The organism is Microbacterium sp. NPDC097977, from assembly GCF_040302605.1.
Lineage (GTDB): Bacteria > Actinomycetota > Actinomycetes > Actinomycetales > Microbacteriaceae > Microbacterium.
Window position 1 is genome coordinate 17,470 of record NZ_JBEOUR010000027.1, and the last position, 21,991, is coordinate 39,460.

The 21,991-nt window shown below is 69.0% G+C and carries 21 protein-coding genes; 9 read left to right on the forward strand and 12 right to left on the reverse strand.

The window, feature by feature from the left end:
* Positions 1-101: 101 nt before the first annotated feature.
* From ABTZ43_RS08270 to ABTZ43_RS08280, 3 genes are all read right to left on the reverse strand, one after another.
* The gene (locus ABTZ43_RS08270) at positions 102-1,652 is read right to left on the reverse strand and encodes a DHA2 family efflux MFS transporter permease subunit (RefSeq protein ID WP_149424041.1); all 1,551 of its coding nucleotides are present in this window, start codon (positions 1,650-1,652) and stop codon (positions 102-104) included.
* A complete protein-coding gene (locus tag ABTZ43_RS08275; RefSeq protein WP_350538467.1) occupies positions 1,649-2,272 on the reverse strand; it encodes a PadR family transcriptional regulator in 624 nt (207 codons plus the stop codon). The genes ABTZ43_RS08270 and ABTZ43_RS08275 overlap by 4 nt, the downstream gene beginning before the upstream one ends.
* A gap of 67 nt (positions 2,273-2,339) precedes the next feature.
* On the reverse strand, positions 2,340-2,888 hold the full coding sequence (locus tag ABTZ43_RS08280) for a GNAT family N-acetyltransferase (protein ID WP_350538468.1): 549 nt from the start codon (positions 2,886-2,888) through the stop codon (positions 2,340-2,342).
* A gap of 69 nt (positions 2,889-2,957) precedes the next feature.
* Here ABTZ43_RS08280 and ABTZ43_RS08285 point away from each other — a divergent pair, with 69 nt between their 5' ends.
* The gene (locus ABTZ43_RS08285; protein ID WP_350538469.1) at positions 2,958-3,836 is read left to right on the forward strand and encodes a phosphoribosylaminoimidazolesuccinocarboxamide synthase; all 879 of its coding nucleotides are present in this window, start codon (positions 2,958-2,960) and stop codon (positions 3,834-3,836) included.
* Positions 3,837-4,117: 281 nt separating this feature from the next.
* Positions 4,118-5,473, forward strand: coding sequence for a uracil-xanthine permease family protein (locus ABTZ43_RS08290; RefSeq protein WP_350538470.1), 1,356 nt, complete (start codon positions 4,118-4,120; stop codon positions 5,471-5,473).
* 101 nt (positions 5,474-5,574) lie between these two features.
* On the opposite strand, the gene ABTZ43_RS08295 is transcribed toward ABTZ43_RS08290, so the two are convergent.
* Complete coding sequence (locus tag ABTZ43_RS08295; protein WP_056413528.1) at positions 5,575-6,225, reverse strand: TetR/AcrR family transcriptional regulator; 651 nt, start codon at positions 6,223-6,225, stop codon at positions 5,575-5,577.
* 152 nt (positions 6,226-6,377) lie between these two features.
* Between ABTZ43_RS08295 and ABTZ43_RS08300 the strand changes: the two genes are divergently transcribed.
* Positions 6,378-7,142 carry a DUF1266 domain-containing protein gene (locus tag ABTZ43_RS08300; protein WP_350538471.1) on the forward strand — a complete coding sequence of 255 codons (765 nt, stop codon included), beginning with the start codon at positions 6,378-6,380 and terminating at the stop codon, positions 7,140-7,142.
* A 93-nt stretch (positions 7,143-7,235) separates the two neighbouring features.
* Here ABTZ43_RS08300 and ABTZ43_RS08305 read toward each other — a convergent pair whose 3' ends face one another.
* The 5 genes from ABTZ43_RS08305 to ABTZ43_RS08325 form a co-directional block, all read right to left on the reverse strand.
* Positions 7,236-8,231 (reverse strand): LacI family DNA-binding transcriptional regulator, encoded by a 996-nt coding sequence (locus ABTZ43_RS08305; protein ID WP_350538472.1) that lies wholly within the window; start codon positions 8,229-8,231, stop codon positions 7,236-7,238.
* 56 nt (positions 8,232-8,287) lie between these two features.
* Complete coding sequence (locus ABTZ43_RS08310) at positions 8,288-9,727, reverse strand: GH1 family beta-glucosidase (protein ID WP_350538473.1); 1,440 nt, start codon at positions 9,725-9,727, stop codon at positions 8,288-8,290.
* Entirely contained in the window at positions 9,724-10,614 is an 891-nt protein-coding gene (locus ABTZ43_RS08315; RefSeq protein WP_045254380.1) for a carbohydrate ABC transporter permease, read from the reverse strand. Before ABTZ43_RS08315 ends, ABTZ43_RS08310 begins: the two co-directional genes overlap by 4 nt.
* A complete protein-coding gene (locus tag ABTZ43_RS08320) occupies positions 10,611-11,651 on the reverse strand; it encodes a carbohydrate ABC transporter permease (RefSeq protein ID WP_350538474.1) in 1,041 nt (346 codons plus the stop codon). Before ABTZ43_RS08320 ends, ABTZ43_RS08315 begins: the two co-directional genes overlap by 4 nt.
* Before the next feature lie 100 nt (positions 11,652-11,751).
* Positions 11,752-13,068: an ABC transporter substrate-binding protein gene (locus ABTZ43_RS08325; RefSeq protein ID WP_056413543.1), complete on the reverse strand. Its 1,317-nt coding sequence runs from the start codon at positions 13,066-13,068 to the stop codon at positions 11,752-11,754.
* A gap of 242 nt (positions 13,069-13,310) precedes the next feature.
* Here ABTZ43_RS08325 and ABTZ43_RS08330 point away from each other — a divergent pair, with 242 nt between their 5' ends.
* From ABTZ43_RS08330 to purQ, 3 genes are all read left to right on the forward strand, one after another.
* Complete coding sequence (locus ABTZ43_RS08330; RefSeq protein WP_045254383.1) at positions 13,311-13,841, forward strand: adenine phosphoribosyltransferase; 531 nt, start codon at positions 13,311-13,313, stop codon at positions 13,839-13,841.
* 80 nt (positions 13,842-13,921) lie between these two features.
* Positions 13,922-14,170 (forward strand): phosphoribosylformylglycinamidine synthase subunit PurS, encoded by a 249-nt coding sequence (gene purS, locus ABTZ43_RS08335; protein ID WP_056413548.1) that lies wholly within the window; start codon positions 13,922-13,924, stop codon positions 14,168-14,170.
* A complete protein-coding gene (purQ, locus tag ABTZ43_RS08340; protein WP_149424055.1) occupies positions 14,167-14,874 on the forward strand; it encodes a phosphoribosylformylglycinamidine synthase subunit PurQ in 708 nt (235 codons plus the stop codon). The genes purS and purQ overlap by 4 nt, the downstream gene beginning before the upstream one ends.
* Positions 14,875-15,417: 543 nt before the next feature.
* On the opposite strand, the gene ABTZ43_RS08345 is transcribed toward purQ, so the two are convergent.
* The gene (locus ABTZ43_RS08345) at positions 15,418-16,683 is read right to left on the reverse strand and encodes a hypothetical protein (protein WP_350538475.1); all 1,266 of its coding nucleotides are present in this window, start codon (positions 16,681-16,683) and stop codon (positions 15,418-15,420) included.
* Between the two features lie 368 nt (positions 16,684-17,051).
* On the opposite strand from ABTZ43_RS08345, the gene ABTZ43_RS08350 reads away from it, so the two are divergent.
* Complete coding sequence (locus ABTZ43_RS08350; RefSeq protein ID WP_350538476.1) at positions 17,052-18,713, forward strand: glycoside hydrolase family 13 protein; 1,662 nt, start codon at positions 17,052-17,054, stop codon at positions 18,711-18,713.
* Positions 18,714-18,802: 89 nt separating this feature from the next.
* Entirely contained in the window at positions 18,803-19,810 is a 1,008-nt protein-coding gene (locus tag ABTZ43_RS08355) for a LacI family DNA-binding transcriptional regulator (protein ID WP_056413560.1), read from the forward strand.
* Between the two features lie 15 nt (positions 19,811-19,825).
* Here ABTZ43_RS08355 and nhaA read toward each other — a convergent pair whose 3' ends face one another.
* Both nhaA and ABTZ43_RS08365 read right to left on the reverse strand, forming a co-directional pair.
* Positions 19,826-21,118, reverse strand: a complete 1,293-nt coding sequence (nhaA, locus tag ABTZ43_RS08360; RefSeq protein WP_350538477.1) for a Na+/H+ antiporter NhaA — start codon at positions 21,116-21,118, stop codon at positions 19,826-19,828.
* 66 nt (positions 21,119-21,184) lie between these two features.
* Entirely contained in the window at positions 21,185-21,358 is a 174-nt protein-coding gene (locus ABTZ43_RS08365; protein ID WP_188042437.1) for a hypothetical protein, read from the reverse strand.
* An 86-nt stretch (positions 21,359-21,444) separates the two neighbouring features.
* Here ABTZ43_RS08365 and ABTZ43_RS08370 point away from each other — a divergent pair, with 86 nt between their 5' ends.
* Positions 21,445-21,852 carry an arsenate reductase ArsC gene (locus tag ABTZ43_RS08370; RefSeq protein ID WP_350538478.1) on the forward strand — a complete coding sequence of 136 codons (408 nt, stop codon included), beginning with the start codon at positions 21,445-21,447 and terminating at the stop codon, positions 21,850-21,852.
* Positions 21,853-21,991 lie beyond the last annotated feature (139 nt).

Below are 21,991 nucleotides of genomic sequence, written 5' to 3' on the forward strand. Positions count from 1 at the left end.
TCCTCGTCGAGCGTGTCCCCGTGGATGCCCTCCCGTGAACCGGGGAGAGCCGGGCCCTCCGCACGATCGTGCAGAAGACCCGGCTCGCTGTCAGGGCTGGGTCACGCCGCGGGCTCGGGGGCCTCCACGGGAGCGGATGCCGCCGCATCCGCCTTGTCGTAGCGGCCGAGGAACAGCGACGCGACGAGGGCGACGACCATCACGCAGGCGGGCAGCAGGATCGCCTGCGACATGCCGGCCGCGAAGCCCTCGGCGACCTGAGGAGGCAACGACCCGCCACCGCTGATGCCCGACGGGGCGTCGGAGAGACCCGGAAGGTTCGCCTCGAGACGCGACTGCATGAACGCGGCGATGGATGCCGAGCCGATCACCGATCCGATGGTGCGAGTGGTGTTGTAGATGCCGGCCCCGGCACCGGCCTGATGCCGAGGAAGCCTGCGCGTCGCGGTCGTCGCGAGCGGTCCCCACATGCCCGCGTTGCCGAGGCCCATCAGCGCCGAAGGCAGCAGGAACATCCAGATCGGAGTGTCCATGTTGATCAGTGCCGAGTACCAGACCAGGGCGACGCCCACGCAGAGCAGACCCGGGATCAGGATGATGCGCGGATCGACGCGATCGAGCATCTTGCCGGCGAACGGCGCGAGCACTCCCGACAGCACAGCCATCGGGATCAGCAGCAGTGCGGCTTCGGTCGGCGTGAGCTCTCGTGCCGTCTGCAGGAAGAACATCATCGGCAGCGACATGCTCGTGACCGTGAAGCCGACTGCGGCGATCGCGACGTTGGCGCCCGAGAAGTTGCGGTCGCGGAAGAGGTCGAGCGGAACGAGCGCCTCGCTGCGGGTTCGCGCCTGCTGCACGATGAACACCGCGAGCACGACGAGACCGGCGATGATGAGGCCCCACACCGAGATCGGCCCCCAGATGACGCCCCAGCCGAACTTCTCGCCCTCCTGGAGCCCGAAGACGATGAGGAACAGCGCGACGGCGCTGAGGATCACGCCGAGGACGTCGAAGCGGTGCGGGGTGGTCTGCAGCCTCGGCACGAGGCGCCACGCGAGCACGAATGCGACGACGCCGACGGGGATGTTGACGAAGAAGATCCACTCCCAGCCGAATCCGTCGACGAGGAGACCTCCGAGGAGCGGCCCGACGAGCGTCGCGACACCGGCCGTCGCACCCCACAGGCCCATGGCGGCGCCGCGGCGCTCGGGCGGGAACGTGCGCGTGATCACGGCCATGGTCTGCGGCGTCATGAATGCGGCGCCGAGACCCTGAACCGCGCGAGCCGCGATCAGCATCTCGAGCGAGTCGGACAGTCCGCACCAGAGCGAGGCGAGGGTGAAGATCGCGAGGCCGATGAGGTAGATGTTCTTGGGCCCGAAGCGGTCGCCGAGGCGTCCGGTGATCAGCAGCGGCACCGCGTAGGCGAGCAGGTAGGCACTGGTGACCCACACCACGTTGTCGAGGTTGTTGGTCGTCGGATCGAGCGCGGCCTTGATCGCGGGGTTCGCGACCGAGACGATCGTCGTGTCGACGAGGATCATGAAGAAGCCGATGACGAGCGCCCAGAGGGCTGGCCAGGGGCTCGCGGGGCGCTGTCCGGCGGCGAAGGTGCCCGTGTCGGGCCCTGTCGCCTGGCGGGATTCGGTCATTGCTGTGCAGCCTTTCGCTGAGCGAGGTAGCGGTCTGTGTTCTCGAAAGCTGTGGGGCCCCAGGCGAACTCCTCGGACTCGAGGCGTTCGAGGAGAGAATCGAGCCAGCGCAGCTCGGCGCCGAGCAGCACCTCCTGGCGGTCGAACTCGACGAGCACCTGTTCGGGCACGGCCTTGGCGCGTGCGTCGACCAGTCCGTCGCGATGCGCCACGTGCCCCTCGTCGAGGGCGTCGCGTCGGGAGCGAAGACTTTCGATGACGTCCGCCCGCTCGAGGTTGTGCGCCTCGGCGAGCGCGATGCGGAACTCGGCGGGCCGGTCGATGACGGAGAGCTCCCGCCGCAGCCAGTCGACCAGGACATCCGTCCCCGCGTCCGTGAGCGTGTAGGTGGTGCGCTCGGGGCGATTGCCGTCGCGGTCGATGCCGACCTCGTCGATCAGCCCCTCCCGCTGCAGTCGACCGACCGTGTGATAGAGCGTGCCGTTGGTGATGCTCAGCAGGCGCTCGTCACGACGGGAGCGCATCAGACGCACCATCTCATAGGGGTGCATGTCGCCCTCGCGCAGCAGCGCGAGCACCATGACACCCATCGGGGTGAGTGTGTCGACGGGGCTCTTCACGGCGATCCTCCATCCCGATTAGTCCATGTGGACTATACGCCCGTGCGCGCCTCTCCCACAAGGCGGCTCATCGCAGCGCCGCCGCGAGCTGTGCGGAGGTGAGCTCACGGTCGGCGAAGACGAGTCTCATGACCGTGGGATCCGGATTCCCCACGTCCGGCGCTCGGTGGACGAGCTCGAGGCCGAGTTTGACGGCCACATTCGCGGATGCGCGATTGTGCTCGACGAGATACGCGATCACGGGCCTCTGCGGATCCCGCGCGCGCGCCTGCTCGACCCCGGCCCTCGCGAGCTCGGTCGCGTATCCCTTGCCGTGGTGATCTCCGGCGATGCGGTAGCCGATGTTCCACACTTCTCCCCCGAGTACGGTGCAACCGCCGTTGCCGACGACCTCGCCGGTGTCGCGCAGACGGGCGACCCACGATCCGAGACCGGCCTCCTCCCAACTGCGCTCCCAGCGTTCCATCATCGCGACGCTCTGCGCGGGATCGGTGTGACGCAGGCTCGGGTAGTGCGTCCACACCCGCGGATCGCTCTGGATCGCGAACACCTCGGGCAAGTCGGAGCGGTGCGGGCGCGACAGCCGCAACCGCTCGGTGAGGATGTCGTCGGTCATGGTCCCACGTTAGGCAGGACCGCCGACATCGGGACGCGGCATCCTCTCGCGCTCCGCGATAATGGGCGGGTGAGCACACCTTCGGAGAACAACGCGCAGACCATCCCCGGCTGGCGCCACATCTACTCGGGCAAGGTCCGCGACCTGTACGCCTCAGACGATGCCGCCGACACCCGCATCCTGGTGGTCGCGTCGGATCGCGTGAGCGCGTTCGACTTCGTGCTCTCCCCCGGCATCCCCGAGAAGGGCGCACTGCTCACCCGACTCAGCCGCTGGTGGTTCGACCAGCTGGCGGACGTGCCGAACCACCTCGCCGACGGCGAGATCCCCGCGAGCGTCGCCGACCGTGCCATGCTCGCGCAGTCGCTCGAGATGCTGCCCGTCGAGTGCGTCGTACGCGGCTACCTCACGGGGTCGGGGTGGGCCGAGTACACCGAGAGCGGCACCGTGTGCGGCATCCCGCTGCCCGAAGGCCTGCAGAACGGCGACCGGCTTCCCGAACCCCTGTTCACCCCGGCCTACAAGGCGCCGATGGGCGAGCATGACGAGAACATCACCTTCGCGCAGACGGTCGAGCTCGTCGGCGCCGAGCGGGCGGCCGAGCTGCGCGACGTGTCGCTGTCGCTCTACACCCGCGCCGCCGCGATCGCCGAGGAGCGCGGCCTCGTCCTCGCCGACACGAAGTTCGAGTTCGGCACGGATGCCATCGGCATCCTGCATCTGGCCGACGAGGTGCTCACGAGCGACTCCTCGCGATACTGGGATGCCGAGGCGTGGCGCACCGGCTCGACGCCGACCGATCGCATGGCGAGCTTCGACAAGCAGATCGTCCGCGACTGGCTCGCCGCCAACTGGGACAAAGAGGGAGAGCCGCCCGTGCTTCCCGACGACATCGTGGATCGCACGGCCGCCCGCTACCGCGAGCTCATCGAGCGACTGGGGGCCTGACCCTTCGTCTCGCTCCGCGGACCCTGAGCGAGGAGCGCAGCGACGAGACGAAGGGCGCCCTTCGTCTCGCTCCGCTCGCTCAGGGAGCGGGGGTCTACTCGCTCAGGGAGCAGAGGCCGACTCGCGCAGGGACCGGGGGTGCAGACCGCTCAGGGACCGGCAGCCTAAACCGCGGTTCCTGAGCGAGGAGCGCAGCGACGAGACGAAGGGCACCCAGGGAACACACAGGAATCGGTAGTGTTGCTCCAGCACTCCCCTCCCCCCGATCCTGAGGAGCCCGCATGCCCCTGTGGAAGATCCACGGCAACGGCCGCACCGTCGAAGCCGGCGCCGTCGTCACCCCCGCCGAACGTCTGAACTGGCCCGCCACCATCGCCATCGGCGCGCAGCACGTCGTCGCGATGTTCGGCGCGACATTCCTCGTGCCGACGCTGACCGGCTTCCCCGTCTCGACCACGCTGCTGTTCAGCGGTCTCGGCACCCTGCTCTTCCTCCTCATCACGAAGAACAGGCTTCCCAGCTACCTGGGTTCGTCGTTCGCGTTCATCGCCCCGATCACCGCCGCGACGGCGTCGGGCAACTTCGGCTCGGCACTCGCGGGCGTGGTGGCCGTCGGCATCCTGCTCACCATCGTGGGTCTCGTCGTGCAGTTCGCGGGACTGCGCTGGGTCGATGCGCTGATGCCGCCGGTCGTCGCCGGCGCGATCGTCGCCCTGATCGGCTTCAACCTCGCGCCCACCGCGTGGAGCAACTTCGCGCTCGACCCGGTCACGGCGACGATCACACTCGTCGCGATCATCGTGTTCGCCGTGCTCTTCCGCGGGTTCCTCGGCCGCATCTCGATCTTCCTCGGCGTTGCGGTCGGCTTCATTTGGGCCGCGGTCAACGGGTCGTTCGACGTCCCCAACGCACTGCGCGGAGGCAAGACCCCGAACGAGCTCATCGCGGATGCGCCCTGGATCGGCCTGCCCGAGTTCCAGTTCCCTGATTTCGTCGAGCCCGGCACCTGGTCGACGATCGCGATGTTCCTGCCCGTGGTGCTCGTGCTCGTCGCGGAGAACATCGGCCACGTGCGCGGCGTCGCGAGCATGACCGAAGACCCGACCGTGAACAAGCAGACCGGGCGTGCGCTCATCGCCGACGGCGTCGCCACCACGATCGCCGGCGGTTTCGGCGGCTCGGGCACCACGACCTACGGCGAGAACATCGGCGTCATGGCCGCGACGCGCGTCTACTCGACGGCCGTCTACTGGGTGGCCGGCCTCTTCGCCATCCTGCTGGCGTTCTCGCCCAAGGTCGGCGAGGTGTTCAACTCGATCCCCGCCGGCGTCCTGGGTGGCGCGACCACCGCGCTCTACGGCCTGATCGGCATCATCGGCATCAAGATCTGGGTCGACAGCCGCGTCGACTTCTCACGGCCGGTCAACCAGTACACCGCCGCGGTCTCGCTCGTGATCGGCATCGCCGGCTTCTCGATGCAGCTCGGCGACTTCTCGTTCGGCGGGATCGTGCTGGGCACGGTCGCCGCCCTGCTGATCTACCACGTGGGCAACCTGATCGCCCGAGCGCGGCGCACGGGAGCCGACGACCCGCGTCCGCTCGAGGCCGTGGGTCCGCTGGGCGGAGACCCCGCCTGACCGACGGCGGAGCCCGCGCCTGACCGACGGGACCACGATCCCGGATGCCGCACGTCGCGGCATCCGGGATCTTCGCGTCTCAGCGGTCGGTCATGCGCATGTCACGCCCGCGCCGCACGAGTGCGGGCATCGGGGTTGCGCGGGGCCAGCCGCAGCGGCAGGGGCGCCTCCGGTTCCGGCAGACCGTAGAGGCGGTGCACCCAGCGACGGGAGTCCTCGAGCGGGAACGTGTCGCCGTAGACCGCGTACTTGAGGAAGATTCCTTCGAGCGTCGTCCGCAGCATGATCTCCTCGAGAGGCGGGTCCGCTGCGCCCCGGTCGCGGAAGATCTGCCGCACGATGTCCTCCGAGCTGGAGGACTGTTCGTCGAACCTGCTCTCCGACTCCGCGAACAGACGGTGCGTGTCGGGCTGGAGCTGCATGGCGAACACGGTCCGCTGCAGCGGCATGGCGTAGCCGGTCGCGGTGAGCGCCCCGTCGATGATCCCCGAGAGCCGGACATCCGCCGGTCCGTCCGCCTGCGGCAACGCGAACAGGGTCTCGTACCAGCGATCGATCACGGCGGAGATCAGCTGCTGCTTGCCGCCGAAATGGTAGTTCATCAGGCCTTGGGCGACACCCGCCCTCTGGGTGATCTCGGCGACGCTCGCGCCGTTCACCCCTCGTTCGGCGAAGAGCTCGATGGCGGCGACCAGCATGGCCTCCCGCGCTCGCGCACTCGCACCGCGATTGTGCTCCTCGGACCGAGCCATGTGGCAATCACTTCCCCAGGATCGGATCACCTTCGGGTTGCGATCCGAACGCTATATATTACAATTTGAACAGACATTCAGGCTATGAGTCCCCCCAGACTCGCACAGTGAGGAGTGTAATGCCCCCGTTGCGGATCGCCCCAGCGATCACCATGAACGCCTCGCCCCGCTACTCCACGACCGGCACCGACGCCGAAGGGATCGCGATGGGTCTGCTGCAGATCTGCACTCTGCCTTCCGGCCCATGGAACGACCCGACCGCTCCCGGCCTCGGAGCGGTGGAGCGGGCGATGATCGTCGAGCAATGGGACGTCGGCTCTCGCGCGGACTGGCTCAGCATGATCGACTTCCTGAGCATCGAGCGGCGCCGCCGACATGCGTGGATGTTCCACCTGTCGGCGCGCAACCAGCGGGCGGCCGCCCTCGGGCGTCCGCCACGGACACAGGAATGGCTGGCCGGAATCGACCACGAGGGCGGTGACGTGAGCGATGCGCGTCCCTTCGTGGCGGGTGTCGAGCTGATCGAGCGCGAACTGCGCAGATCGGTGGGAGTGGACCTGATCGCCCCCGATCTGTTCGTGCGCACCCTCGACGGCTACGCGCTGGGTCAGGCCGTCGCGATGACGACCTGGGGTGTCGCGCTCGGCTACGCCGACGTCTCCGAGGCGCGTCAGATCATCCATCGCATCAGCACGGAGGCCAGACCCTCGTTCGAGTCGTGGGCGGACTTCGGCCTGAGCTACCTCGCCGGACGCGTCATGCACTGGAGCGACGGCACGGTCGACGAGAGCGCGATCGCGAAGTTCGGCGACGGCTGGCGCGACCTCAAGACGGCTCTGAGCAGCCGCCGCGGTCCATGGGCAGCGCTCCCCTGGGGGACGACCCAGAACCTCTCGACCTCGCGGCGAACCGGCTGACGACACAGACTCACGGATGCGGACCCTGCCGGAGGGGCGTCGGGTCCGCATCCGTGTCGGAGCACGACCGGGCGCACGCCGGGGCGTCGGTCGTCAGGACGAGGCGCGGACGACCAGCTCGGTCGGCAGGATCGTCGTGTGCGCCGGATCCCTGCCGGCAAGTCGGGACAGCAGGACCCCTGCCATCGCCTCGCCCTGTGCGTACATGGGCTGACGCATGGTCGTCAGCGGCGGGTCGGTGCTCACCGCGACCGAGGAGTCGTCGAAGCCGACGAGGGCGACGTCCTCGGGCACGCGGATGCCGGCCGCCCGCAGCGCGGTCAGCGCTCCGCGGGCCATGAGGTCGCTGGCGACGAAGATCGCGTCGGGGCGCCCGACGGCGAGGATGCGGCGCGCTGCATCCGCTCCGCTCGCCTCGCTGTAGTCGCCGGCCTCTTCGGCGAACGGGACGAGTCCCGCATCGGCCAGCGCACTGCGGAAGCCCTGCACGCGGTCGGCGGAGGAGACCATGGTGATCGGACCGGAGATCGTCGCGATCCGGGTGCGCCCGGTGTCGACCAGGTGCCTCGTCGCGACGCGCGCACCGGCGACGTTGTCGACGTCGACCACGTAGTCGCCCTCGCGCAGCCGCACCGGACGGCCGCCCCAGACGACGGGCACGGCGTCGGCGACGCGCTCGATGAACGCGTCGCTCGTGTGATGCGACACGATGAGCGCGCCGTCGACGCCGCCGTTGCGGACGAAGCTGGTCATCTTGTCGCCCGGATCATCGCTCGCGATGAGGAGGTTCAGCAGGTAGTCCGAGCCGCGCAGCGCGCCTGTGATGCCCGCGACGATCGCCGCGAAGAACGGGTCGCCGAAGAAGCGCGTGGTGTCCTCCGGCACGATCAGCGCGATCGCGTGCGTCTGCTTGGACGCCAGGGAGCGCGCCGCGCGGTTGGGCACGTAACTGAGCTCCTGGATCGCCCGCTGCACGGCGAGCAGTGCCTCGGGGCTGACCGCCGTCGACCCGTTGACGACACGCGACACGGTCGACCGGGACACCCCGGCGGTCGATGCCACCTCTTCGATGGTCGCTCGTGACGACACGACTCTCCCCTCTGCCGGCGGCGACGCCGGATGCTCCCGAACTCCGCCGACCGGCGTCAGAGAGCGCGAGCGGCGATGATGCGAGCGTACTCCCGCCCGGAGTCCTTCACGCTGCGCTCCTGGGTGTCGTAGTCGACCCGCACGATGCCGAACCGCTTGTCGTATCCCCAGGCCCACTCGAAGTTGTCGAACAGCGACCAGTAGAAGTAGCCGCGCACATCGACTCCGGCGTCGACCGCATCGAGCACCGCCGCGAGGTGCAGTCGCAGGAACTCGGTGCGGTCGTCGTCGTGCACACGGGTCTCGCCGTCGGCGACCACGGCGACGTCGTCGTACGCGGCGCCGTTCTCGGTCAGGGAGAGCACGACACCCGCAGGCTCCGCGTACTCGCTCCAGATCCGCTGCAGGAGTCGGGTGAGCCCCTCGGGCTGCACCTCCCAGTTCTGGGCCGTGCGCGGCAGACCGCGCTCGACGGCGTGGATGCGCTCGAACGACGGGTACGGGCTGCGCACAGCGCGGCCGGTGTCGGGCACGCTCTCGACGGCGGCGCGTTCAGGAGCCTCTCCTGCGAGAAGGTCGCCGTGATAGTAGTTGACGCCCTGCGTGTCGATCCGCTGCGCGATCGTGTCCAGGTCGCCGTCGCGCACGGCCTCGTGGAACCGCGCCACCGCCTCGGGGTCCACGACCCGGATGTCCTCGACGATGTCCGCCGGGTACTCCCCGCGGTAGATCGGATCGAGGAACCAGCGGTTGAACTGTCCGTCGACGCGCCGGGCGGCGTCGACGTCGGCAGGGTTCGTCGGGTCTGCCGGGTCGGCAACCGTGTGGTTGAGGGTGATCCCGAGGTTCAGGCTCGCGTCGCGACCGCGCAGCTCGCGCACGGTCTCACCGTGGGCGAGCAGCAGGTGGTGGGCCGAGAGCAGCCCCTCGGCGACGCTGGTGTGCCCCGGCGCATGCTCGCCGCCGGTGTAGGAGAGGAACGACGAGCACCACGGCTCGTTGAGCGTCGTCCACACGTTCACCCGGTCCCCCAGCGCGTCGTGCATGGTTCCGGCGTACTCGAGGAAGCGCGAGACCGTGTCGCGGTTCGTCCAGCCGCCGATGTCCTGCAGCGCCTGCGGCATGTCCCAGTGGTACAGGGTCAGCCACGGCAGGATGTCGTTCGCGAGCAGCTCGTCGACGAGGCGCTCGTAGAAGTCGACGCCCTTCGCGTTCACGGCTCCGCCGTCGGGCCGCACCCGAGACCACGAGGTCGAGAACCGATAGGTCTGCAGCCCGAGGTCCTTCATGAGCGCGACGTCCTGCGGATGCCGGTGATAGTGATCGCACGCCACATCGCCGTCGTCGCCGCCGATCACCGCGCCGGGGACACGGCAGAACGCGTCCCAGATGGATGCGGTGCGCCCGTCCTCGAACGCCGCCCCCTCGATCTGATACGCCGCGGTCGCGGCACCGAACAGGAAGTTCTGGGGGAAGGCACGGGTCACAGAGGTCATCCTTTCACCGCGCCCGCCATGATGCCACTGACCAGCTGCCGTCCGGCGACCACGAAGAGCACCAGGAGCGGAAGGGTCGCGAGCACCGCACCGGCGAGCACGATGGAGTAGTCGATGTAGTACCCCGACTGCAGCTGGCTGAGGGCCGTCTGCAGCGTCGGGTTCGAAGGCGACAGCACGATCAGCGGCCACAGGTAGTCGGTCCACGCGGTCATGAAGGTGAAGAGACCGAGGATCGCCATGGCCGGACGCGCGGCCGGGATCGCGACCGTGAGGAACGTGCGGAACTGGTTCGCCCCGTCCATGCGTGCGGCCTCGATCAGCTCGTCGGGGATGACGTCGACCAGATACTGCCTCATGAAGAACACACCGAAGGCGGTGACGAGCGTGGGGACGATGACGGCGCCGATCGACCCGGTCCAGCCCAGCTCGCGCATCAGCATGAACAGCGGGATGATGCCCAGCTGTGTCGGGATCGCCATGGTCGCGATCACGAAGATCATCAGTCCATCGCGTCCCTTGAACCGCAGCTTCGCGAATGCGTAGCCCGCGAGGGTCGAGAACGTCACGACCGAGAGCGTGATCACACTCGAGATGAGGAACGAGTTGCCGAGCGCGAGCCAGAACGGGATCGCGTCGAACACCTTGGCGGCGTTCGCGAGGAAGTTGCCGCCGGGAATCAGCGGCAGGGTCTCGCCGCGGGTGGAGTTCGTGCCGCTCGCGACGACGAGCGACCACCAGAGCGGGTAGACGCTGCCGATGATGAAGGCGGCGAGGAGGCCGTAGGTGAGGAAGCCGGGGCGGCTGCCGATGCCGGCGGTTCCTCCCGCGACGGCGCGGCGGCGGCGGATCTTCTCCGGCACGCTGAGTGCCTGGGTGGCGGTCATCGCGCCCCCTCCTTGTCGGTCGAGCGGACGCGGCGGCGCGCGGCGCGGTTGCGGCGGTCGTCTCCGGTGGAGATCCTGCGGGAGATCGCGAAGTTCAGCAGCCCGAATCCCACGATGAGCAGGAACAGCAGGATCGCGACGGCGGAGGCCTTGCCCAGGTCGAGGCGGAAGAACGCCAGCTCCCAGAGGAAGAGGACCGTCGTCTGGAACTGCCTGTCGCTGCCGCCGATGCCACCTGCGGTGGAGACGTCGAACAGCTTCGGTTCGGCGAAGATCTGCAGGCCGCCGATCGTCGAGGTGATGATCACGAAGATCAGGGTCGGACGGATCGTCGGGATCGTGATCGAGAAGAAGCGTCGCGCGGATCCCGCGCCGTCGATGGCGGCGGATTCGTAGAGCTCACGCGGCACCGACTGCATGGCGGCGAGCAGGATCAGCGCGTTGTACCCGGTCCATCGGAAGTTCACCATCACCGCGATCGCGATGTGCGAGAGCGCGGTGTCCTCCTTCCACTGCTGGTCGGCGATCCCGACGAGGTTCAGGAGGTTGTTGGCCAGCCCGTCGGCCTCGTTGAAGATGCTCGAGAAGATGAGCGCGACCGCGACGGGCGTGACCACGAAGGGGATGAGGACGCTCATGCGCCAGAACGTCGGCGTGCGCAGACCTCGGTCCAGCAGGTAGGCGATGAACAGGGCGACCGTGAGCTGAGGGATCGCGGAGAGCAGGAAGATGCTCAGGGTGTTGAAGATCGAGTTCCAGAACATCCCGTCGCCGAGGATCTTGACGAAGTTGCCCACGCCGACGAAGTCGCCCTGCCCTTTGAGCAGGTTCCAGTCGTGGACGGCGACCCAGATCGTGTAGAGCAGCGGAAAGAGTCCGACCAGCCCGAAGAGCAGGAAGAACGGGGAGATGTAGAAGTACGGGGACGCGCGCTGATCGAACCGTGAGACGCGGTGACGCCAGGGGCGCTTCGACGCGGCATCCGTCTTCTGCTGCGGAGCGGATGCCGTCGACCGGCGCTCTTCAGTGAGGGTCATGAGAGTTTCCTGGTTTCCGGAACCTGGGTCCCTGAGCGTGTGGATGGAGGGGCGTCTCGTCCCGCTCGGCACCGCCGAACGGGACGAGACGCCCCGTGGATCACTGGGTGACCAGGTCGTTCAGCAGTCCCAGCGCCTTGTCCCACGCGCCCTTCGTGTCGACCTCACCGAGGTCGAGGCTCTTCAGAGCGGGTCCGAAGACGTTCTCCTGGATGACCGAGTCCTCGGCGCCCTTGAACTGCGCGACCACGCCCTTGGCACGCTCGGCGAGGATCGCACCGGTCGGAGCGTCGTTGAAGAACGGGTTCGGCGTCGCCTCCGCGGCGAGCGTCTCCTGTGCCTTCAGCGTCGAGGGGAAGTTGCCCGCCGCCGCGGACTGCTTCACCTGCTGCTCGGGCTGCGTCAGCCAGTCGGCGAGCTCCGCGGCCGCCTCCTGGTGCTTCGAGCTCTCCGGGATCGACAGGAACGCGCCACCCCAGTTGGCGGCTCCTCCGGGGAACACGTCGGCGAAGTCCCAGCCGGTCTCGGCGTCGCCGCCACCGGCCTCGACGGAGCCCTTGACGTTGCCCAGCATCCAGCCGGGGCACACGAACACCGCGAAGGTGCCGTCGACGAACGACTTTCCGCCGTTCCAGTCCCAGGCCTTCTGAGCAGCGGACTGGCCGCCCTCGGTGGCCGCACCGAGCAGCGCGAAGCGCTCCTCGAGCTCGTCGTTGCCCTCGACGTTCAGCTTTCCGTCAGCGGTGTAGTAGCCCTCGTCGAGCTGGTTGACCATGGCGTTCCAGACGAATCCGGAGTGGTCGTACCAGGCCTTCCCGGTCTTTGCCGTGTAGTCGGCGCCGACCGTGAAGAAGTTCTCCCAATCGCCGTCGAGCAGTTCGGCGACGCCCTCGCGGTCGCTGGGGAGTCCCGCCGCCTCGAGAGCGGGGCCGTTGAAGCAGATGCCGCTCGGGCCGATGTCGGTGCCGTAGCCGATCACGCGACCGTCGGCATCCGTGCCCTGCGCGTACTTCCAGTCGACCCAGTCGGCCTTGCGGTCCTCGATGCCGAAGTCGCGCAGGTCGACGAAGGTGTCGGAGACGTCCATGATGGCGCCGAGCCAGCCCTCTTCGATCGCGACGACGTCGCTGAGTCCGGATCCGGCGGCGATCTTGGTGAAGGCGTCGGTGCGGGCGTTTCCGCCGGTGTCGATGTTGTTCGCCTCGATCGTGACGTTCGGGTGCGCCTTCTCGTATTCGTCGTAGAGGTCCTCGTAGCCGAAGGTGCCGAAGGTCGTGACGGTCAGGGTGACGTCCGCGTCGCTCGCGGCACCGTCGCCTCCGTTCCCGTCAGCGGGGGCGCAGCCGGCGAGTGCGAGGGCGGCGACGGATGCTGCGGCTGCCGCCGTCAGGATCCGGGTGCGGGCACGTGTGTTCACAGTTCACTCCTTTGTGGTGGGTCGTGCAGGGGGGTGCAGGTGGTGCGATGGTGGGGCGCTCACGTTCGTGGGAGCGCTCCCACGCTTGATGAGCGACTCTATGGGAGCGCTCCCACGAAAGTCAAGCCCCGCTCGTCGCGTCCATGACTCAGCACGAACGCTGCATATGAGCCCGCCCGTCGCCGTCGTCGCCGAGTCCGGCCTGATTCTGCGGAGTTGTGAACGCGGCGTACCCTTGTCCAGTGCCCGACACCGAACTCTCCCCCGCTCTCGTCCGCGCCGCATCGCTGATCCGCAGCATCCCGGACTACCCGGAGGCGGGGATCATCTTTCGCGACATCACGCCGCTGCTCGCCGACGCCGAGGCGCTGCAGGCCACGACCGAGGCGATCATCGCCCCGTTCGCCGGGCAGTTCGACGTCGTCGCCGGCATCGAGGCACGGGGGTTCATCCTCGCCGGGGCTGCGGCGATCGCAGCGGGTGTGGGACTCATCCCGATCCGCAAGGCGGGCAAGCTGCCCCGCCCCGCGGCATCCGTCGACTACGCCCTCGAGTACGGCACCGCGACGATCGAGATGCACGACGATCTGCCCGCCGGATCCCGCGTGCTGCTCATCGACGACGTCCTCGCCACGGGAGGCACCCTCGCGGCCGGACGCCAGCTCGTCGAACGCCTGGGCAGCCATGTGGTCGGCATCTCGGTGCTGTTCGAGATCGACGGACTGGGTGGGCGCGACGCCATCGGCGATCTGCACACCGTGTTCCACGCCTGAGGGCCGACCCCAGGGAATCGGGCGAGTCGCGAGCCGGTAGACTGGTCGCGCCCGTCCGCCCGCGACTTCCGGAGCCGTTCATGCCCACCATCGTCGTCGACGTCATGCCCAAGCCCGAACTGCTCGACCCGCAGGGGAAGGCCGTCTCCGGCGCCTTCGCCCGCCTGGGCGTCACGGGGTTCTCCGATGTCCGCATCGGCAAGCGCTTCGAGCTCACCGTCGAAGGCGAGGTCACCGACGAGGTGCTCGCCGAGGCCCGCCGCATCGCCGACGAGGTGCTCTCCAACTCCGTGATCGAGGACGTGGTCGGCATCGAGGTCACCGAGTGACCGTCCGCATCGGGGTCGTCACCTTCCCGGGCTCGCTCGACGATCGCGACGCACAGCGCGCGGTCCGGATCGCGGGCGCCGAGCCCGTCGCCCTGTGGCACGGTTCGCACGACCTCGAGGGCGTGGACGCGCTCGTGCTCCCCGGCGGTTTCAGCTACGGCGACTACCTGCGCGCCGGTGCGATCGCGGCCCTGTCGCCGATCATGTCCGAGGTGAAGGACGCCGCCGCCAAGGGCATGCCCGTGCTCGGCATCTGCAACGGCTTCCAGATGCTCGTCGAGGCGCACCTGCTGCCCGGCGGCCTGATCCGCAACGACCACCAGCACTTCGTGCGTCGCGACCAGAAGCTCACGGTCGAGAACTCCGACACGGCCTGGACCAACCGGTTCCGCACCGGCCAGGAGATCGTCATCCCGCTCAAGAACGCCGACGGCGGATACATCGCCGACGACGAGACACTCGACCGCATCGAGGGCGAGGGCCTCGTGGCCTTCCGCTACGCGGGCGTGAACCCGAACGGCTCGCTGCGCGACATCGCCGGACTCACCAACGAGGCGGGCAACGTCGTCGGACTCATGCCGCACCCCGAGCATGCGACCGAGGCGGGCTTCGGCCCCGACACCTCGGTGGCCATGCGCTCCGGCATCGACGGAGTCGACTTCTTCGCGAGCGCGATCGCCGCGGTCGCCCGCGTCGCCGCCTGAGCCGCAGACGCACGCGCGCCCTGCGCAGGCGGGGTCAGTTTCGCATCCGCGCCCTGCGCAGGCGGGGCCAGTTCGGCATCCGGGCCCTGCGCAGGCGGGGTCAATTCCGCACCCGAAGCGCCTGATTCCGATGCGATTTCGACCCCGCACCTTATGGGGGCTGGAACGACGCCGGCCCACGCGCCCGGGTACGGGGTCAATTCCGCACCCGGCACGCAGGCGGGGTCAATTCCGCACCCGGCACTCAGGCGGGGTCAGTTCGGCATCCGAATCGCCCGAATCCAATGCGAATTCGACCCCGCACCACACCGGGTAACAGGGCCATGCCACCCCGCCCGCGCCCACGCGGGGTCAATTCCGCATCCCGGCACGCAGGCGGGGTCAGTTCCGCATCCGAATCGCCCGAATCCGATGCGAATTCGACCCCGCACCACGTGGGCGGTGCGATTTCGACCCCGCAGCGACCCGCGGGTGCGGAACTGACCCCGCACCGATCGGGACAGGCGCGGGCGATGCCGTGAGACGCGACGCGACGCGCGCGGGTCAGGGCGTCGGCAGCGCGAACGGGTTGTCGCCGGCGGCGGCGAGCAGGTACCAGGCGGTCGCTCCGGTGTGCAGGCTCGCGTAGTAGAGATCCCCGAAGCCCGAGTCGAGGCCGTCGGTGGATGTCGCGACGATGCCCTTGCCGTCGCCGTTCTCGGCGTCTCGCTGCCCGAGGCGGATGCTGTCGAGCAGCGCCTCGGCCCGCGCGGCGTCACCGTCTGCGCCGCGCAGCTTCAGGGCGAGCGCCAGATGCCCGCTGCCCTCGAACCACACTTTCGAGACATCGCTGTCGCTGATCGAGGGCCCCTGGTATTGGCCGTCGGTGGCGACGAGGTGCGCAAGGGCCCAGTCCACGGCCGTGTCGTAGCGGGCATCACCGGTCGCGAGCGAGGTCCACGTCTGCGAGTCGAGTGGCACAGGCCGCGTGTTCACGGTGCTCCCATCGAGCAGCGTCCCGGTGTCGACGTGACCGTCGGCGCTCTGCATGGCCGCCACGAAGTCGGCCGCGACCGCCGCACGGTCCGCCCAGATCTGATCGCCGGAGAGCTCCGCGAGCTGGGTGAAGAATCCCGCGATGTCGCTGTTGTGCTCGGTGGACTTCCACTCGAGCGAGGTGCCGTCCTCGAGCTGGCCGCCGGTGTATCCGTAGGGTGCGCGCACCATGTCGGCGGTGTTCGTCTGGATCCACTGCGCGGTGCGCAGCGCCCCGTCGAGATACCTCTGCTCGCCGGTCGCGTGGAACAGTCGGGTCAGGGCCATGCCCACCCACGCCTGGTTGCCGGTGAAGGAGCCGGGTCCGGTGATCTCGACCCGCCCCTGGCGGACGCCGTGGGGCTCGTACGAGGCCCTGGTACGCCCGTCGCCGATGGGGTCGTTCTCCTGCACGAACAGCAGCGCGTCGCCGACCGCCTGTGCGCGGCGGATGTCGTCGGGCAGGCCGCGAGCGGTGTACGCGATCACCACGAGTGCGTCGTCGTAGACGAACGACGGGGTGAAGTCCCAGGTCGGCAGGTCGGTGAAGAATCCGCCCTCGTAGCTCCGTGGAAGACAGCGGCCCTCGCCGTCGCAGAACTGGTCGACGCGTGCGTCGAGGAACTCGTAGGCGAGCGAGACCGAGAGCGTGGGGTCGGGTGCTCCCGCGTCGGTCGCCGGGTCCGCCTCGGCGGAGGAGCCGATGGCCGCGGACACGGCACCCGCCAGCACGACGGCGGCGACGAGAACCGTCGAGACCGTGCGTCTCGCCGGCCGGCGCAACGACCCGTGCATCGTGACTCCCTCGGTCGGAACAGCGGTCCGAGTGCGGGCCCCGCAGGCGACCAGGAGGTCACACTGAAAATGCTCGCATATCAGTGAGACGCAAGGAAGTGGACGAAAGGCCAAATTCTCGCTTCATCGGCGTGTCGCGTAACTTTTCCGAGCCATGTCGTCGCGACCTCGGCCGGGACCGTCCGCATGCAGGATCGGGGCACGGATGCAGGGGCGAAAACCGTCACTCGTCCCTGCATCCGTGCCAGGGTCCTGCAGACGGTACGGGGCACGGATGCCGAGCGCCCAGACCCCCTCCCGACCCCCGTACCGAATCGATTCGATCTCAGTCCTGGCATAGCTGTAAGCGTTTGCACTACTCTGAGGACATGGCACAGCTTGAGCAGATCGCAGCCCCCGGTTCCGAGTGGTGGCGCAGCGCGGTCATCTACCAGATCTACCCCCGTTCGTTCGCCGACGCCTCGGGCGACGGCATCGGCGACCTGCCCGGCATCACCAGCCGACTCGACTCCCTGAAGGAGCTCGGCGTCGACGCGATCTGGCTGAGCCCGTTCATGACGAGCCCGCAGCGCGACGCCGGCTACGACGTCGCCGACTACCGCGACGTCGACCCCCTGTTCGGCACGCTCGACGACTTCGACACGATGCTGAACGAGGCGCACACCCGCGGCATCCGTGTCGTCGTCGACCTGGTCCCGAACCACTCGTCGGCCCAGCACGCATGGTTCCAGGAGGCGCTGAGGGCGGCCCCGGGCAGCCCCGAGCGCGCGCGCTACATCTTCCGTGACGGCAAGGGCGAGAACGGCGAACTCCCCCCGAACAACTGGGAGTCCGTGTTCGGCGGCGGCATGTGGGAGCGCGTGACCGAGTCCGACGGCGCCCCCGGCCAGTGGTACCTGCACATCTTCGACCCCACGCAGCCCGACTTCGACTGGAACAACGAAGAGGTGCGCGAGGAGTTCCGTTCGATCCTGCGCTTCTGGCTCGACCGCGGCGTCGACGGCTTCCGCGTCGACGTGGCCCACGGCATGATCAAGGCCGACGGCCTCCCCGACTACACCCCGCCGGCCGATGCCGACTCGATGGGCGGCGGCGAAGCCGACGTCCCCTACTGGGGCCAGGACGGCGTGCACGAGATCTACCGCGACTGGCACCGGGTGCTCGCGGAGTACGACGGCGACCGCGCCCTCTGCGGCGAAGCGTGGATGCCCACGCTGACGCAGACCGCGCTGTGGGTGCGCCCCGACGAGATGCACCAGACGTTCAACTTCCCGTACCTGATGACGGAGTGGGACGCGAAGGCGCTCGGCGACGTCATCCGCGAGTCGCTCGACGCCTTCGGCGCGGTCGGCGCCCCCAGCACCTGGGTGCTGTCGAACCACGACGTGGTGCGTCACGCCTCGCGCCTCGCGCTCACCGACGACAACCCGCAGGGCGAGGGCATCGGTCCGAACACCCCGCACAAGCCCGACACCGCCATCGGGCTCGCCCGTGCCAGGGCGGCGACGACCGTGATGCTCGCGCTGCCGGGCTCGGCATACCTCTACCAGGGCGAAGAGTTGGGCCTGCCGGAGGCGATGGAGATCCCCGACGCGTTCCGTCAGGACCCGACCTGGTTCCGGACGAACGGCGAACGGTACGGACGCGACGGATGCCGCGTGCCGCTGCCGTGGGAGGCGGAGGCCCCGGCCTTCGGCTTCAACGAGACCGGCGCCTCGTGGCTGCCGCAGCCCGCCGACTGGGCCACGTATTCGCGCGACGTGGAAGAGGTCGACCCCGCCTCCACGCTCGCGCTCTACAAGCGCCTGCTCGCCGGACGCCGCGAGTACGGCTTCGGCAGCGGATCCCTCGTCTGGGAAGACGCAGGAGCGGATGCCGTGGCCTTCCGCCGCGGCACCGTGCACGTGCTCGCGAACCTGGGCACCGAGCCGATCCCGCTGCCGGCCGACGCCTTCGTGCTCCTGCAGAGCCAGCCGTTCGACGGTGGATCCGTGCCGGTCGACACGGCCGTCTGGTACACCACGGCGTAACGCGGCATCCCGCCCTGTCGCCGTTTCGCACAGCCCCGGCCTCGCCCGGCTGCGCGAGCGGCGGCAGGAACGGCTCGGAGAGGAACCCCATGACGAGCATCGATGAGGTCGCCCGGCTCGCCGGTGTCTCGACCGCCACGGTCTCGCGTGCCCTGAGCGGTCGCGGGCACGTGTCGGAGTCGGCACGCCTGCGCGTGCAGGAGGCCGCCTCGGCGCTCGGCTACGTCGTCTCGTCGCGCGCCTCGAGTCTGGCATCCGGGCGCACGCGCAACATCGGGGTCATCGTGCCCTTCCTCGACCGCTGGTTCTTCAGCACCGTGCTCTCGGGGGTCTCGGCCGCGCTGATGCGCGAGGGCTACGACATCACGCTCTACAACATCACCGCCGACGAGGATGTGCGCCGGCACGTGTTCGACACGTTCCTGCGCCGCCAGCGGGTGGATGCGGTGATCGCCGTGTCGATCGAGCTCGACGACGACGAGACGCAGCACCTGCTCGATCTGGGGCTGCCGGTGATCGTAATCGGCGGTCCGAACTCCCAGCTCGACACCCTGACCGTCGACGATGTGGCCGTCGCACAGCTCGCGACCGAGCACCTGATCGCTCTCGGTCACCGCGACATCGCGCACATCGGCGCGAACCCCGAGTTCGACCTCGACTTCCACATCCCCACGAACCGTCGACTGGGTTTCGAGAAGGCGTTGGCGAAGGCCGGCATCCCGCTGAATCCGGCCTTCCTCGAACCTGCCGACTTCACCGTCGAGGGCGGCTACCGCGCCGCGAAGCAGCTGCTCGGTCGCCCGGGTCCGCGCCCCACCGCGGTGTTCGCCGCATCCGACGAGATGGCGGTCGGCGCGATCCTCGCGGCACGCGACCTGGGCTTCGCCGTGCCCGAAGACCTCTCGGTGGTCGGGATCGACGGGCACGAGCTCGGCGAGTTCTTCCGCCTGACGACCGTCGACCAGTTCCCCCTGGGCCAGGGCGAGCGGGCGGCGGACGCCGTGCTCGCCAAGCTCACCGAGGGCGAGGCCGCCGGCATCCCCGCGGCGCTCCCCTTCGAGTTGAACGTGCGAGGCACGACAGCGCGACTCGTGTGAGCCGAGCCGAGCCGGTCAGAGGTCGTGACCGCCCGGGTCGAGCTGCCGGCGACGGGCACGGGAACTGCGCGTCGCGAGGATGCTGCCACCGATCACCGCCGCGATCAGCGACCCGAGAAGCACGCCGATCTTGACGTGCTCGTCGGCGACCGAGCTGGCGCCGTACGCGAGTTCGCCGACCAGCAGCGAGACGGTGAACCCGATTCCGGCGATGAAGGCCATGCCCGTCAGATCCGGCCACCGCAGCGTCTCGTCGAGGCGCAGGGCGGGAATGCGGCTCAACAGGAACGTGGTCACGAGGATGCCGATCGGCTTTCCCGCCACGAGTCCGACGATGATGCCGATCGCGATCGGATCGGTCAGCGCCGACCGCAGCCCGTCGAGGCCGCCGATCGTCACACCCGCGGCGAAGAAGGCGAACACCGGGACCGCGAACAGCGTCGCGACGACACCCCACCGATCGGCGAAGTGCGGTGCGAGGCCGTCGTACAGCGGCTCACCCTCGGCGTCTTCTCCCGCCTGCACGCGTGCACGCTCCGTGGGCACGACGGGGACCACGAAACCGAGCAGGACACCGGCCACGGTGGCGTGGATCCCTGCGGCATGGATGCACACCCACACCGCGACGGCGAGCGGCAGCAGAATCCACCACTCGCGCACGCCCTTCTGCACGAGGAACGCGAACCCGGCGAGAGGCAGCAGCGCGAGGGTGAGCCAGGGCAGGCTGATCGTGTCGGTGTAGAACGTCGCGATGATGGTGATGGCGATCAGATCGTCGATGATCGTGAGGGTCAGCAGGAAGACCCGGAGCGCGGGAGGAAGGAACCTGCCGACGACGGCGATCACCGCGACGGCGAAGGCGATGTCCGTCGCGGTCGGGATCGCCCACCCGCGCAAAGCGTCTGCACCGTTGCCGGCGTTGATCACCGCGAAGATGACCGCGGGTACGATGACACCCCCGACCGCCGCGGCGATCGGCAGCGCCGCCTGACGAGGATCACGCAGGCGCCCCGTGACGAACTCCTCTTTCAGCTCGAGGCCCACGACGAAGAAGAAGATCGCCAGCAGACCGTCGGCCGCCCAGGCGCCGACGCTGAGGTCGAGGTGCAGCTCGGGGATGCCGAAGGTGACGTCGCGCACGGACTCGTACCACGACACCGCCGGGGTGTTGGCGAGGATCAGGGCCGCGACGGTGGCGGCGAGCAGGAACGATCCGCCGAGAACGTCGCTGCGGGCGTTGGAGCGGATACCCCGCCACAGCTCGTGCGGAGCCAGACGGAGGCGGGGACGGGTGGGAGAAGTGGACACGGGAAGACCTCACGCGGAAGAAGGGGTGGATGGCGCAGGAGACCACCGCCCCGGATGAGGCGTGGTCTAGCCGCGTGGCGGCGGGCAGCCCGCGATCTCGCCGTGCGAGAGAGTGCCCCACACACTGGTCCAGCCGTTCGTGCCCGGGTGCATCACGACGCGCATCCATTCCTTCATCGGCGTCGCCGAGCGCAGCTCATGCGGAGCGCGCGCCGAACCGGCGATCGAGAGGAGGGCCACACCGCAAGCCTATCCGGGGTCGGCTGGATGCCGTCAGCATCTGCACGCGTCCTCGACCCCGCTCGCTCGCTTACCCTGGAGACATCATGACGACCACAGCCAAGCCCTCCGTCCTCTTCGTCTGCGTGCACAACGCCGGGCGCTCGCAGATGGCCGCCGGGTTCCTGCGCGAGATCGCCGGCGACCGCATCGAGGTGCGCTCAGCGGGATCCATGCCCGCCGACCGGATCAATCCGGTCGCGGTCGCCGCGATGGTCGAGCTCGGCATCGACATCACCGCCGAGGCGCCCAAGGTGCTGACGACCGAGGCGGTGCAGGCATCCGACGTGGTGATCACGATGGGATGCGGCGACGCCTGCCCGTTCTTCCCCGGCACACGCTATGAGGACTGGGAGCTCGACGACCCGGCCGGTCAGGGCATCGAGTCGGTGCGGCCGATCCGCGACGACATCCGACGCCGCATCGAGGCGCTCGCGGGCGAGCTGCTCGCCTGACGCACCCGACACCGGCACACCCGGCACCGGCACACCCGGCACGGATGGCTGAACATTCCCCGCCGGGCTGGCGGATGCCGCGGCATCCACCACCCCCCCCCAAAGCGTCAGCACAAATAACTGAAGCACTGCAGAACCC